General features: G+C 30.2%; 11 protein-coding genes. 10 read left to right on the top strand and 1 reads right to left on the bottom strand.

Translation table 11 applies throughout. From position 1 onward, the window contains the following. The first annotated feature begins 1 nt into the window (after nucleotide 1). The 6 genes from GQS07_RS12730 to GQS07_RS12705 all read left to right on the top strand — a co-directional run bounded on the left by GQS07_RS12730 (nucleotide 2) and on the right by GQS07_RS12705 (nucleotide 5,423). The gene (locus GQS07_RS12730) at nucleotides 2-829 is read left to right on the top strand and encodes a hypothetical protein (RefSeq protein ID WP_158211158.1); all 828 of its coding nucleotides are present in this window, start codon (nucleotides 2-4) and stop codon (nucleotides 827-829) included. Between the two features lie 94 nt (nucleotides 830-923). Continuing rightward, nucleotides 924-1,310: a helix-turn-helix transcriptional regulator gene (locus GQS07_RS12725; protein ID WP_158211157.1), complete on the top strand. Its 387-nt coding sequence runs from the start codon at nucleotides 924-926 to the stop codon at nucleotides 1,308-1,310. 103 nt (nucleotides 1,311-1,413) lie between these two features. Then, nucleotides 1,414-2,652: a primase-helicase family protein gene (locus tag GQS07_RS12720; RefSeq protein WP_158211156.1), complete on the top strand. Its 1,239-nt coding sequence runs from the start codon at nucleotides 1,414-1,416 to the stop codon at nucleotides 2,650-2,652. A gap of 203 nt (nucleotides 2,653-2,855) precedes the next feature. After that, nucleotides 2,856-3,767 (top strand): toprim domain-containing protein, encoded by a 912-nt coding sequence (locus GQS07_RS12715; RefSeq protein WP_158211155.1) that lies wholly within the window; start codon nucleotides 2,856-2,858, stop codon nucleotides 3,765-3,767. Between the two features lie 206 nt (nucleotides 3,768-3,973). Then, nucleotides 3,974-4,465: a BfmA/BtgA family mobilization protein gene (locus GQS07_RS12710; RefSeq protein WP_158211154.1), complete on the top strand. Its 492-nt coding sequence runs from the start codon at nucleotides 3,974-3,976 to the stop codon at nucleotides 4,463-4,465. A 10-nt stretch (nucleotides 4,466-4,475) separates the two neighbouring features. Continuing rightward, complete coding sequence (locus GQS07_RS12705) at nucleotides 4,476-5,423, top strand: DUF5712 family protein (RefSeq protein WP_158211153.1); 948 nt, start codon at nucleotides 4,476-4,478, stop codon at nucleotides 5,421-5,423. Between the two features lie 34 nt (nucleotides 5,424-5,457). Here the strand turns inward: GQS07_RS12705 and GQS07_RS12700 are convergent, their stop codons facing one another. Further along, nucleotides 5,458-5,979 (bottom strand): hypothetical protein, encoded by a 522-nt coding sequence (locus tag GQS07_RS12700; protein WP_158211152.1) that lies wholly within the window; start codon nucleotides 5,977-5,979, stop codon nucleotides 5,458-5,460. Nucleotides 5,980-6,350: 371 nt separating this feature from the next. Between GQS07_RS12700 and GQS07_RS12695 the strand changes: the two genes are divergently transcribed. From GQS07_RS12695 to GQS07_RS12680, 4 genes are read left to right on the top strand one after another with little or no spacing between them, the layout of a single operon-like run. Beyond that, nucleotides 6,351-8,279: a site-specific DNA-methyltransferase gene (locus GQS07_RS12695; protein WP_158211151.1), complete on the top strand. Its 1,929-nt coding sequence runs from the start codon at nucleotides 6,351-6,353 to the stop codon at nucleotides 8,277-8,279. A gap of 3 nt (nucleotides 8,280-8,282) precedes the next feature. Further along, nucleotides 8,283-10,631 carry a DEAD/DEAH box helicase gene (locus tag GQS07_RS12690; protein WP_158211150.1) on the top strand — a complete coding sequence of 783 codons (2,349 nt, stop codon included), beginning with the start codon at nucleotides 8,283-8,285 and terminating at the stop codon, nucleotides 10,629-10,631. A 17-nt stretch (nucleotides 10,632-10,648) separates the two neighbouring features. Further along, nucleotides 10,649-10,861 (top strand): DNA modification system-associated small protein, encoded by a 213-nt coding sequence (locus GQS07_RS12685; RefSeq protein WP_158211149.1) that lies wholly within the window; start codon nucleotides 10,649-10,651, stop codon nucleotides 10,859-10,861. Nucleotides 10,862-10,872: 11 nt separating this feature from the next. Beyond that, entirely contained in the window at nucleotides 10,873-12,858 is a 1,986-nt protein-coding gene (locus GQS07_RS12680; RefSeq protein WP_158211148.1) for an AAA family ATPase, read from the top strand. Nucleotides 12,859-12,869: the final 11 nt, after the last annotated feature.

The raw sequence follows: 12,869 nt of genomic DNA, 5'->3' as shown, positions 1-12,869 counted from the left end.
AATGATGAAAAGACTAATTTTTATAACTTGTATTTTATTGATTGCAATTATTTCAACAATAGTAAATTACACACAGTCTAAATATGGATATTTCGGAATCATTAGTGTATTATTTGGAGTAAGTTCCTATCTCATTTTTAAAGAGTTGAGAATTCTATGGCGTTTTATTACAGCATATATGTTTAATATAAGGACTGATTTTTTTAATAAACGCATTGAAAGACCCAGACTATTTGTTTATATGACCTTTGGTACATTGTCCATAATTTCATTATATCATTATTTACATATAGATAAATCAACATTTTTTGATCAATATTTTACAACAACTTCTCTAGTACTATTAAATGTAGTTTCAAATATGTTATTAACCTTAACATGGAGAGATAATTTTAAAGAGCAGTTTATTACAAAAATTCAACAGCAGATTATCAAGAGAGATAATAGAGCTTTTGAATTTAACGAATACTGTCTGAATGATCTAAAAACGTTATACAATAATCTAATCGATAACGACTTCATTGAATTAATAGATTCCAATACAGATGTTAATGATACTGATAAATTTGCTGAAACACTATTTAATGGTACACTTCCAAAAGCCCCAATTTTCATGCTTAATATGGATAACGTTCAAACTAAATATTTGTGGGATAAACTAGTTGCAAATAGTACTGGCTTTACATTAGACAAATTCTTACTGATCTTCAAGAATAAAAACTCAAATGCTACTAGACAGAGTATTGAAACATCCTTTTCAAATAATAAGAACTTTCCTAAAAGGAAAGAAGATATAGATAGTTGTTTCAATTTCTTAGGAAAAGGTTAAGATTTGAACAAAAAGATTAAGATAACTTAATAATCAATGAATTGCATTTTTAAAAAAGAAGTGATTTGCACTATAACCATATAAAAGAAAGTATATGAAAACAATAGAAAGCAAAGACTTAAAAAAGGAAAATGTAAGTCAATTACAACAAATATTACTTCAAACAATTGAAGAGTTTAGTGCATTTAAAAACCAAATTATTCATCACCAAAGGGAACTAAAAGAAGCTATTAGTCTTAATATAGCGCAACAAAAAGAAATGCTTAATGTACAAGAGTTATCTGACTACATTGGCATGTCCACATCAAGTATATATAAGCTTGTTTATAACAATGTGATTCCATTTTATAAACCCAATGGAAAAATATTATACTTTGATCGTGAAGAAATAAATGCTTGGCTACGACAAAACAAAAGCCAGTCTATATCACAGATAGAGCAACAAGCTTTAAACTATTCCTTCAAGAATAGAAAAAAATAAAGCGTTCAAACTGCAATTTTGAACGCTTCAAATTAATATTGTCCGATTTTTTTTAATCAAATCCTTATAGTGCAAATATAAGGATTATAATCTATTATTTATTATGAACTTAGATTCTGCCGAATTTATTCGAGTGGGCACGGCTTATTATGCCATTATCGAACGACCTACACTCAACAAAACAACTGAAAAGATCATGCTTCCTTGGAACAAGGAAACTATTGTAAATGATTTTGGGAAAGACTTTGTTTCTACTATTAAGAAATATTACGGTTTCTGTTGCATTCCACAACATATCAATTACAACAGAGAGATAGCTGACTTCTACAATATTTATCATCCTGTTGATTACCAGGTACAAAGATGTAATGATGACTTAACTTTCTTAGAAAGCAAACTAAAATACACCTTAGATTTTATACGTCATATTTTCGGAGAACAATACCACTTAGGTCTTGACTATTTTAAAATTCTATTGGAATACCCTACTCAAGTTTTACCTGTGCTTGTATTAGTTTCTAAAGCTAGAGAAACAGGTAAATCAACAATGCTTAAATACCTAAGAAAGATCTTTTCATTTAATGCAACTTACATCAATGCAGAATCTTTTGTAAATAATTTTAATTCAGATTTAGATGGTAAATTATTAGTACTCATAGATGAAGTAGTTACTGATAATCAACAAATCACTGAACGCATCAAGTTTTTAAGTACTGCTGACAGAAATAAGATTGAAAGAAAAGGTAGAGATAAAGAAGAAGTGGAATCTTTTTACAAGTTTGTAATGACAAGTAATTTTGAGGATTCGTTTATGAAGATAGATAGAGAAGAAATACGCTTTTGGGTACGTAAAATTCCACAGATAGAAAAGAACCCCGATTTTCTAGATCTACTCTTTAAAGAAATCCCAGACTTTCTTAATTACATACATACAATACCTTATTCTACAACTAAGAAAACACGTATGTGGTTTACCCCAGAACAAATACGTACTGAGGCATTGATAAAACTAATGAACTCTGAGAATAATAAATTACAACAAGATGTTTTACAACTACTTAAAGAACTATCTGAAATGTTTGAAGAAAAAACAATTTGTATGACACCAATTGAAGCTTGTGCTATGATTAAAAAACTAAATAAAAGAAGTATCATAGAACCGAATGATGTTAGAAACATATTTAAAAATTGGGGATTTACACCATCCAATAATTCAAACAAATATTCAGGATATGATTATCAATCGTATGGTGAATTTACAAGATTAGATAGAAAAGGACGCTATTATGAAATTGAACTGAGCAAAATTGCTCTATTTTTTGATGACAGTGATGACAGGTAGTGTATCTTATTTATTTTCAATAAGTTACACGTCATCAAAATTGTCATCAAACTGTCATCAAAATAAGTTTGATGACAGTTTCTAAACAAGTTTGATGACTGATGACAAGTTTGATGACAGCGTATTCTATTAATTATCAGTAAATTAAAAGCTTCTGTCATCAAATCATCAAAAATACACTAAAATTTAAGTCGCTCAGAATTATGACATGTAGTGAAGCAAAAAAGATAAGTTTAGTTTCTATTATAGATAAAATTGGAGCTAAAAAAATCAAGCAGAACAATGGGGAAGTTTGGTATATAAGTCCGTTTAGAAATGAAAGTACAGCATCTTTCAAAATTGATATAAATAAAAACATTTGGTTTGATCATGGACAAGGAATTGGTGGAAATGTTTTAGACTTTATAATGGCATTTTATAAATGTGATTTAAAAGAAACATTAAGGATTTTAGACAATGAATCTTTTTCTTTTCACCAGCCCATTTTTAATGATAATGCTATTGAAAAAGAAAAAAATTATGAAATAAAAGCGATTAAGCCACTAACGAATACTCAATTAGTTAATTATATACAAAGTAGGTACATCAGTCTTAAAATAGCTAAAGAATACTGCGTAGAAGTTTATTACTGTCTAAACAGTAAGTCATATTACGGAATAGGTTTTATGAATGACTTTGAAGGATACGAGATCCGAAACAAATATGTAAAAATGTGTTTAGGAACTAAAGCACCATCTTACTTTAATAATAACAGTAATCAAATTGTATTATTTGAATCGTGGAGCGATTTTTTGAGCTTCCTAACGCTATATCCAAATGCAGAAAAACATTATGACTACTTGATATTGAATTCGGTTGGGACATTAAATAATGTTTTAATTGAAAAGTCAAATAATTATTTGTATAAATGTACAAACGGGGAAAAGGATAATTGTATCAAAAACACTTTGTACAAACAATTAAAGTATGAAACAATTATTTGCTGCTTTGATAATGACGATGCTGGAAACAAAGCCACTGAAAAAGTGCAAAATACTTTTCCTAATCGTGTAAAGGATGGAAGATACTTATATCCTAATTACAAAGATTTGAACGATTGCATATCCACAAAGTAAGGAAGGTAGGGACTAGCAAGAGGGAACGGGGCAGAGCCCTGTTCATCTTGTTTTAATAATTACAATTGATTAAAAATCAAATGATTAAGTGTTTAATCATTCTCGTAAATTATATTTAGAATATAATTATCATGTCCTTACCCTATTTAAACCATTGTAATTCAATACACAACCATTAATATCAAATATATTTACATCAATACTCCATGAAAACTAAGAATGAAAAAGAAACCACAACGGTAGCACTATCAATTACTGATAATCAGCGATTAACAGAATTTTGTAAAATGTATGCAATACCTAAAAAAGACTTTATAGGCATTATATTGAACTATCTTGAAATCAATGGAATAAATCCGAAGACTCATCATGCACCTAAAACCGAATTAGAAAAAATAACCAAGCGACTAAATCAATTATTTGCCTTTATTAAAACGCAAGAAAAGGATTACACTCGACCAGCTTTAGAAGCAATTTTAGCTACTGAAAACAGAATGCAAAATAGTATATCTACCCTAGCCACTAAGAAAGATTTAAATGAATTAAGAGTAATGGATTTACTTAATCAGCTCTTAGAAATCCTTAAAAAAAGTAACCAAGAACAGGCTAATAAAATTCTATCTGAGCTTAAAACCTTTCAAGAAAACACAGTAACTCATCTAGAAGAAATTAAAAAGAAAAAAGGCTTCTCACTATAAAAATATAGCTATGCACATAAAAATTCAAGGTGGTGGAAATGGTAAATATGCTAATAGTGGAAGTTGTTCTACGCTTGTTAGCTATTTAGAACACGAAGATTTAGATCGTATAAAAAAAGGGCAGAAAGTAGAACCTTTTTTCTCACATACAGAAGATCACATCAAAGGAAACGTAATTATTGAGGCAATAGATAACAACAAAAAGAAACTATGTAGGGATGAAGCAAAATTCTTTATGATAACTGTTAGTCCAAGTCAAAAGGAAATAGCTCATTTAGGAAAAACGCCTGAAGAACAATCTAAAAAACTAAAGGATTATATCCGTAACGGAGTTATGCAACAATACGCTGAGAACTTCAATAAAGGACTAAATGCTGAAGATATAATGTACTTTGCTAAAATACATCACGAACGCAAAACAAATAAAAATGAAGGCAACCTACACATTCACATTTTAGTATCACGCAAGAGTGCAGATGGTCGATTAAAATTATCTCCGATGACTAACCATCAAAACACCAATAAAGGGGCGGTAAAAGGTGGTTTTGTACGTATAAATTTCTATACAGGTGCAGAAAAAGCTTTTGATGAAAAGTTTTTATATCAACGCCAACGTGAGGAACAGTTTGATTATAAGAAACAGTGTAAAAAAGGAACTGCGAAAGAATGGGAACAACTAAATAAAGAAAAGCACAAATACAATCAACAACAAAAGGAAAATAACAACCAGTTTATCCAAAACTGTAAAGAGCAAGGGTTTTCAGAAAAAGCGATAGATCATATGCTTCAGGGTAATTCAATCGAGAAAGGAAATGAGTCTTTCTCGATTGGATTAACTGATAATACTTTTCAACTTGTTCGCTTTGTTTCTTCTATGGCTCAAGCTTTACAGTATGCGAGTGGCAGTAGTCAAAGTCTTGAAGATAACCGTAGAAGGAAAAGAAGAAGATCTATTTGAAAGATAGAAAAGTTATAGTTAGCATTGAGTTTCTTTAAATTATAAACATATTCAGAATATCTTCATTAGTCCTTACTTGAGCATTAAATTTCAAGACTCTCTCATATTCAACTTTAGTAATGGTAAACTCCTTTATCTCTAATCGATGTAGGTTTTCTAAATACATATAGAGCTCTTTGTAAATTACAGAATGAGTATTAATACCTGTCAAAAATTCAAACATCATTTTATTAAATTCAGCCTCGTTATCTTGATTGCCATTAATAGGCTTTTTAGACTCTATTAAATCAGTTAATATTGCCGTAGTTAATAATACATCATTCTCAACAATGATTTTGACTACATCTACTTTTTGTTGTTGATTTAGATGTTCTAAAAACTCAAAAATACATTTGTAGAAGTGTGTACTTTGTTTTGCTTGCGCATACTCTTCCATTGAAAACTTATATCCTTCCGATAATTTGATACAATCATCTTCAATGGCTACTTCTTTCTTTCCTGTTAAAATTAAATTGATTAGTGGAACTAAAACCGAGTAAAATTCTTTTGTATTCATAGTGCCTTAGTTGGTAGTTAAAAAAAGGCGTGAAACTAAAATCAATCCTAAACTGAGGCTTGCGACAGCCTGACAACCAGAAAGACTTAGCCCACGCCAATATAAGGCACGGGCGTAAGTCTATCGAATAATTGGTTGTCAAATGAAGGTCGCAATTTCAGTTTACCAATACGATAGCTTACGCTTGTATGTAATATTTTCTAATGCAAATGTAGGGATTAAAACATAATACTAAAATTTATTATCTTTTCTTTTCACTCGCAAAAAGGCTGCCTTTACTATTTTTTCCAATGTTTTCGTTTGTTTTCATTTTTAGCACGAACGAACATTCCTTATATTTACCAAGAATACCTTTTAATATAAAAATCTTTATGAATAAAAGAGACCTAATAAAAAAAATAAAAGACCTTACAGATATATCTAACGACGAGAAAGCCTATTTAATTGAATTGGTAAACACCAAAAAAAAGTATGGCTTAGTTTGGGAAGATAAACCAGAAGATGTAGAAGAACAATTGCGTAGTATGTTACCTGTTTTTAAAGAGGTAAAAGAACGTGCAATAATTTCTGACGATGTTAATACGCCTAACCATATCTTAATTGAAGGTGACAACTTACATGCTCTAACTGCTTTAACTTATACTCATGAAGGAAGAGTAGATGTCATTTATATTGATCCGCCATATAACACGGGTAAAGAAAATGAATTTAGATATAATGATAAATGGATTCTTAAAGATGATCCTTTTAAGCACTCTACATGGTTAGCATTTATTTCTAAAAGACTAAAGATTGCAAAAAAATTATTAGCAAATGATGGAGTGTTTATTTGTCATATAGATGAAAATGAATTTGATGCATTGAATTTATTATTAGAAACAGAAGTTTTTACAATTAATGATTTTCTTGGTGTAATAGTTTGGAACAAATTAAATCCAAAAGGCGAGGTAGTTGGAGTGGCTACAATGCATGAGTACGTATTGATCTATGCTAAAAATAAAGACCAATTTAAAAATTTAGAAAATATACTTACGAGATCTAAGCCAAATGCATCTAAAATATTAAATAAAGCAAAACAATTATTTAATAAAATAGGAAAAAAACAAATTCCTGAAACAATAAAAGAAGTTATTAAACCATTTAATTATTCCAAAGATCAATTAAAAGATTTTGAGGTTATTTATAATTTAGAATTAGTTAATACTGAATTTCAAACTTGGTTATCAAAACAAGATTTTTCAGGAGGAGAAAAAGCATATAAATTTATTGATGAGAAAGGGGATGTATTTCGTGGGGTTTCGATGGCAGCACCAGATAAACCAGAAACAAGATCTCATAGACCATTGATACATCCAATTACAGGAAAACCATGTCCTGTACCTGGTAAAGGCTGGAGAAATCCTGACAATACAATGGATAATCTTTTAAGTAAAAAATTAATAATTTTTGGAGTTGATGAAACAAAGCAGCCTGAGAGAAAATATTTACTAAAAGAGAATATGTATGAAGTAACTCCTTCTATTTATAACAATGGATCATCAGATGAAAACTTAATGAAAGACCTTAAGTTAAAATTTCCATATCCAAAGGTTACATCTGCTTCAATGTATTTTTTGAATAATATTCATCCTAATCCAAAAATTATCTTAGACTTCTTCGCAGGTTCAGGTACAACCTTACATGCAACCATGGCATTAAATGCAGAAGATGGTGGTAATCGCCAATGCATTTTAGTAACTAATAACGAGAATAAAATTGCAGAAGAGGTAACATACGAACGTAACAAATGTGTCATCGAAGGGTATACCAATACCAAAGGAGAACAAGTAGAAGGTTTATCGAATAATAACTTACGTTATTACCAAGCGGATTTTGTACCGAGTGAACGTACAGAAATGAATCGTCGTTTACTGACAGCTCGTTCGACCGAATTGCTGTGTATTAAGGAAGATTGCTATCAAGAGTTAACCAAAGATTTTAGTATCAATGAAAAGCAAGCTAAGATCTATACGAATGATACAGGTAAGTACATGATAGTAGTTTATCATACACGCAACCAAGAGGAAGTAATCTCGCAATTGACAACTATCATTAGTGGGTTAGAAACTACCGAAAATGTAAAGGTATATGCTTTTAGTCCTGAGAAAGAAATCATAGAAGATGACTTTTACAAGGTAGCAGATAAAATTACTGCTGTTCCTTTGCCAGATAGTATTTACAATGCATATCGTGCAACATTCCGTACCCTAAAATTAGACAAAAAAGAGGCTGTTTTACTAACTACTAACCAAGAAGCTTAATTCATGTACACTTTATTAGATTTTCAAGAAAAAGCAGTAAATGCATTACAAAATCATGTAATAGAAGCGTTAGAAATTGCTACACCACAAACACCTGTATTACTAAAAGCTCCTACGGGGGCAGGCAAAACGGTAATGGCTGCTGCTTTACTAGAACGCATTGTAGATCAGGCACATTTACATCCTGGCTTAGATAACAACATGGCGTTTATATGGTTTGCACCAAATACCTTACATGTACAAAGTTATGATTCCTTAAATCAATTATACGAAGAACAAAGACGTTTAAATTGTTTAAATCTTAACGAACTTGCTGCAAATCCTGTACTAAATCCTGGTGATTTGTTGTTCGCCAATTGGAGCAGTTTAAGTTCTGCTACTAATATTTGGCGTAAAGAAAATGAATCCAATACCAATTTAGAATCGTTAATAGAAAATACACGTCAAAATGGTACAAAGATTTTATTAATTATTGACGAAGCACACCTAAGTGCATTTACGGGAACACAAGCCAAAGCAGTACGTGAATTAATTGCAGCAGATGTAGAAATTTTAATTACAGCAACACCAAGTGGAGAGCAAACAGTAAAAGCGGGAGATTATATGGTAAATGTACCTCGTAAGGATGTTATCGACCAAGAATTAATCAAAAAATCGGTTCGATTAAACATTGGGTTAAATCCAGACGAGCAAAATGGAGACAATGTTCATATACATTTATTGCGTAAAGCTTTCCAAAAGAAAACTGAATTACAAAAATTGTATGATCAAGAAGTTGGCAAAGGTGTTGTTAACCCTTTAATTTTAATTCAATTACCTTCAGATAAAACATCTCTATCTGATGAAGATAAAACCATCCGTGAAGTAATAGAAGGTTTATTAAATGTGGAATACAAAATTTCTACAGCTAACGGTCGTTTAGCCATTTGGTTATCTGGCGAAAAGGATAAAGACGGTTTAGAAGAAATGAATGGTTTACAAGATGTTTTGATCTTTAAGCAAGCCATTGCTCAAGGTTGGGACTGTCCTCGTGCTGCCATTTTAGTAAGTTACCGAAATGTTCAATCTCCTGATTTTGGGATTCAAACCGTAGGTCGTATTTTGCGTATGCCGCATCGTAAGCATTACACAAACGATGATTTAAACCATGGTTATGTGTACACCAATATCCAAACCAATCAAATAAAATTTGTGCCTTCAGATGCTGATTATTTTGATAAATTATTAGCCACTAGACAAGACGATAAAGGTTGGGTATATACCCATTTGAAAACGGCACAGATGATTAATGACCGTAAAACGTCAGCAACGTTAACTTCTGTTTTTCAAACCATTTTCTTTAATGTTATGGAAACAAAGTACGGTGTAAAACAATTACCTGAATTGGATTTATTTACACCACGTGAAAGTGATGATGCAGATGTACTTGCATTAAAAGAAAAGAATACAAAATTGATGCGTGAAAAGGGATGGGAATTTGATATTATTTCGCACCAAATTACTATTCCTACTGACATAAGAGTAGATCCCTATCAGGTAAATGCGATTGCTGTAAATGCTCAAAACTCGAAAGATTTTGCCATTACAAGCGAAGAGTTTAGGCAATATTTTGATCGTTTCTGCTATGACAGTATTACTTTATTAATTAAAGAAAAATCATGGCGTAAAATGCGTGAAACCTTAATCAATTTTGCAGAGTATTATTTACAAGCATTTGAATTTGATGCACGTAAAATTTATTTATTTCCTCACAACAAAGCGTTGATACTAGATGATATCCGTGTGGCATTAGAAGAATATAATAAATACCAACATGAGCAAGAAGTAGTTAATCGTCGTGTAGAATATTCAGATTGGTCTATTCCCAAAGAACGTTTTTATTCAGAAAAGCATACACGAGAAGAAATTGCCATTCATGCATTAACGCCTTTCTACGAATTAAATAATGCTTCTACTCCTGAAAAGTTATTTAAAGACTTTCTAATTCAGAATGAAGATAAAATTGAGTATTGGTATAAGAATGGTGACAGTGGCCGTGAACACTTTGCTGTCGATTATACAGATATAGCAGGTGTGAAACGTTTGTTTTTTGTCGATTTTATTATTCGAACAAAAGATGGTCGTATCGGATTATTTGATACAAAAACACTTAAATCTGATATTGCAGATGCGAATAAACACAATGCTTTGCGCCGTTGGATGAATGAGAATGGATCAGAATATTTTGGCGGGGTTTTAATCCCAGTAGAACAAGCTAATGTGTGGAAATTCTATTATTCTGAATTTGATTTAGAGGAAAATAAGTACATTGAATCAATTACAGGATTTACTGATTTTCAATCGAAAATTTAATAATTAATAATTACACTATGGATAAAGGATTAGATGCCATGTTTATACACTACGGTATTCGTAGAGAAGACATGGCTATTATAAAAAATATTTGTGAGGCGAACGAAATTGATTATGATTGGTTTAAAGATGAAATTCTTAAAGAGTATCATGAAATTAAAATGAGAAATCAAGAAACCGAAGAAATTACAATACAAAAAATCATAGAGAAAGCTTTAAAAAATAAGTAAATACCAATCTTATGCTGATAACTAGAATTGCTGCAAAAAACTATAAAACCTATAAAGATTTAGATTTAGATCTTAGTGTAAAACCAGACAAACCTATTGTGTTAATTGGTGGTCAAAATGGAGGCGGTAAAACAACTTTATTTCAAGCTATTTACGCCGCAATGTATGGTTTAGAAGTGAAAAACGAAGATCATTTTAAAAGATTAATTAGTGCTTCTGTACCTTTTACGAATGATCTAAAAATAGAATTAGAAATTGATTTTAAAGGAAAGGTACTACATCAAGAATATTTTTATAAAATAAAGCGTATTTACGCTTTAAACACACAAAATAAGCCTGTAGAATCGGTGAGCTTAAATTTTAATGGAGAGATTTTTACATACGGTACAGCTACACCTATTAATCAAAGAGCTATTGCTGAAGCTGAAGTAAATAAGATCATTAAGGCTAACCTTCCTAAAGAACTAAGCAAGTATTTTCTTTTTGATGCAATGGAGTCCGGTAATATTCTAAAAGAAGATTATCTTTCTCGTGTAATTAAAGAAAATATTGAAAATGTGATGGGCTTTAATAAATATACTTATTTATTAAACGCTACAAGTAAAGTTAAGCAAAAATATATTGAAGAGTCAATAGATATTGAAGCTGAACGTGAGGAGTATAAAACCTTAGTTGATGCTAAAGAATCTCATGAAAACAATATTAAAAAACTTAATGAAGAATATCAAAATAAATTAGGTTATTCTATAAACAATAAAGAGCTCTATGGAAAAGCTAAACAAGGGGTGAATCTTCAGAAAGAGTATCAAGAACGTATTCAATTTCTTCAAAAGAAAATAGAAGAGTTGAAAGACAAACAAGTAATTTATTTAGCCAATGTTACTAAGTATACGAATGATGTAGAAATTCAAGTTTTCTTACCTAAATTAATTGATATTATTCGTGAAGAATTACAATTAATAATATCGAAGAGTGAATCAGATAATGCAAATCATTTTACTAAAGTACAATTAGATTTTATTACAGATAAATTAAATAGTTTTATTCTTTCTAAAGAATATAACTATTTAGATGCGAGTGATTTTTCTACTTTTTTTATTAATTATTTAAAATCTTCAACGCAAGATCAAGGCGATACTAATCCATATAATTATTTATCTGTTGAAGAATTAGAAACAATACGTACGATGTTAAATTTAACATCCATAAATACGTTTAGTTTTTTGATGCAATCTAAAGACGATTTAGAAAATGAATTTATACAGCTGCCTACACTAAGAGCTCAATTAGATGAAGCTAAAAGTCATTTAACAGCTGATGATAATTCAATTATTCAAACTTACGAATCGAATGAATCAAGATTATCTGAAATTAAAGAATCAATTAAGAATTATAAAGTCGAAATTGAAAAATTAGTAACTAAAATTAATAGGTTTGATATTCCTGATGATGAAGTTCCTAATCCTAAATTAGAATTATGTAAAAAAATTGAACCTATTTTCGCTCAAATTGCAACAGCATTATTAAATGCTAAAAAACAACAAATTGAACAGACTATGTTAGAGGATTTAAACTCTACTCTTGTTGTCTATGCCGATCAAATAGGTCGTGTTGAATTATCCGAAAACTTAGCAGATTTAACGTTTAAAATTTATCACAAAGCTGGTAATGAAATTTTTTTAGAGGAACTTAATGCAGCTTCTAAACAGATTATAGTTCAAGTATTACTAAAAGCATTACATCAATTTGGAGATTATAATCCTCCCGTAATGATCGATACAGTAATGGGATATTTAGATGAAGATAGTAGATCTTCTCTATTAGAAAATTATTTCCCAAAACTTTCACATCAAACTATCTTATTGAGTACAGATAGTGAAATTAGAACGGATAAAGATTTAATGAAAATTGAAGAATTTATTTCTAAAAAATATACTCTTATTAGAAATAAAGAACTACAATTAACAACAATTAGCGAAGGATATTTTAACAATTAAACAATTCCATG

It is taken from the genome of Myroides phaeus (assembly GCF_009799805.1).
GTDB classification, from domain to species: Bacteria; Bacteroidota; Bacteroidia; order Flavobacteriales; family Flavobacteriaceae; genus Flavobacterium; species Flavobacterium phaeum_A.
The sequence above is the reverse complement of the archived record's forward strand: the minus strand, read 5'-3'. Positions and strand labels throughout refer to the sequence as shown.

Bases quoted from the DNA above. Each gene is read 5' to 3' on its own strand.
- GQS07_RS12730 (WP_158211158.1), top strand. From the start codon at position 2: ATGATGAAAAGACTAATTTTTATAACTTGTATTTTATTGATTGCAATT.
- GQS07_RS12725 (WP_158211157.1), top strand. From the start codon at position 924: ATGAAAACAATAGAAAGCAAAGACTTAAAAAAGGAAAATGTAAGTCAA.
- GQS07_RS12720 (WP_158211156.1), top strand. From the start codon at position 1,414: ATGAACTTAGATTCTGCCGAATTTATTCGAGTGGGCACGGCTTATTAT.
- GQS07_RS12715 (WP_158211155.1), top strand. From the start codon at position 2,856: ATGACATGTAGTGAAGCAAAAAAGATAAGTTTAGTTTCTATTATAGAT.
- GQS07_RS12710 (WP_158211154.1), top strand. From the start codon at position 3,974: ATGAAAACTAAGAATGAAAAAGAAACCACAACGGTAGCACTATCAATT.
- GQS07_RS12705 (WP_158211153.1), top strand. From the start codon at position 4,476: ATGCACATAAAAATTCAAGGTGGTGGAAATGGTAAATATGCTAATAGT.
- GQS07_RS12700 (WP_158211152.1), bottom strand. From the start codon at position 5,979: ATGAATACAAAAGAATTTTACTCGGTTTTAGTTCCACTAATCAATTTA.
- GQS07_RS12695 (WP_158211151.1), top strand. From the start codon at position 6,351: ATGAATAAAAGAGACCTAATAAAAAAAATAAAAGACCTTACAGATATA.
- GQS07_RS12690 (WP_158211150.1), top strand. From the start codon at position 8,283: ATGTACACTTTATTAGATTTTCAAGAAAAAGCAGTAAATGCATTACAA.
- GQS07_RS12685 (WP_158211149.1), top strand. From the start codon at position 10,649: ATGGATAAAGGATTAGATGCCATGTTTATACACTACGGTATTCGTAGA.
- GQS07_RS12680 (WP_158211148.1), top strand. From the start codon at position 10,873: ATGCTGATAACTAGAATTGCTGCAAAAAACTATAAAACCTATAAAGAT.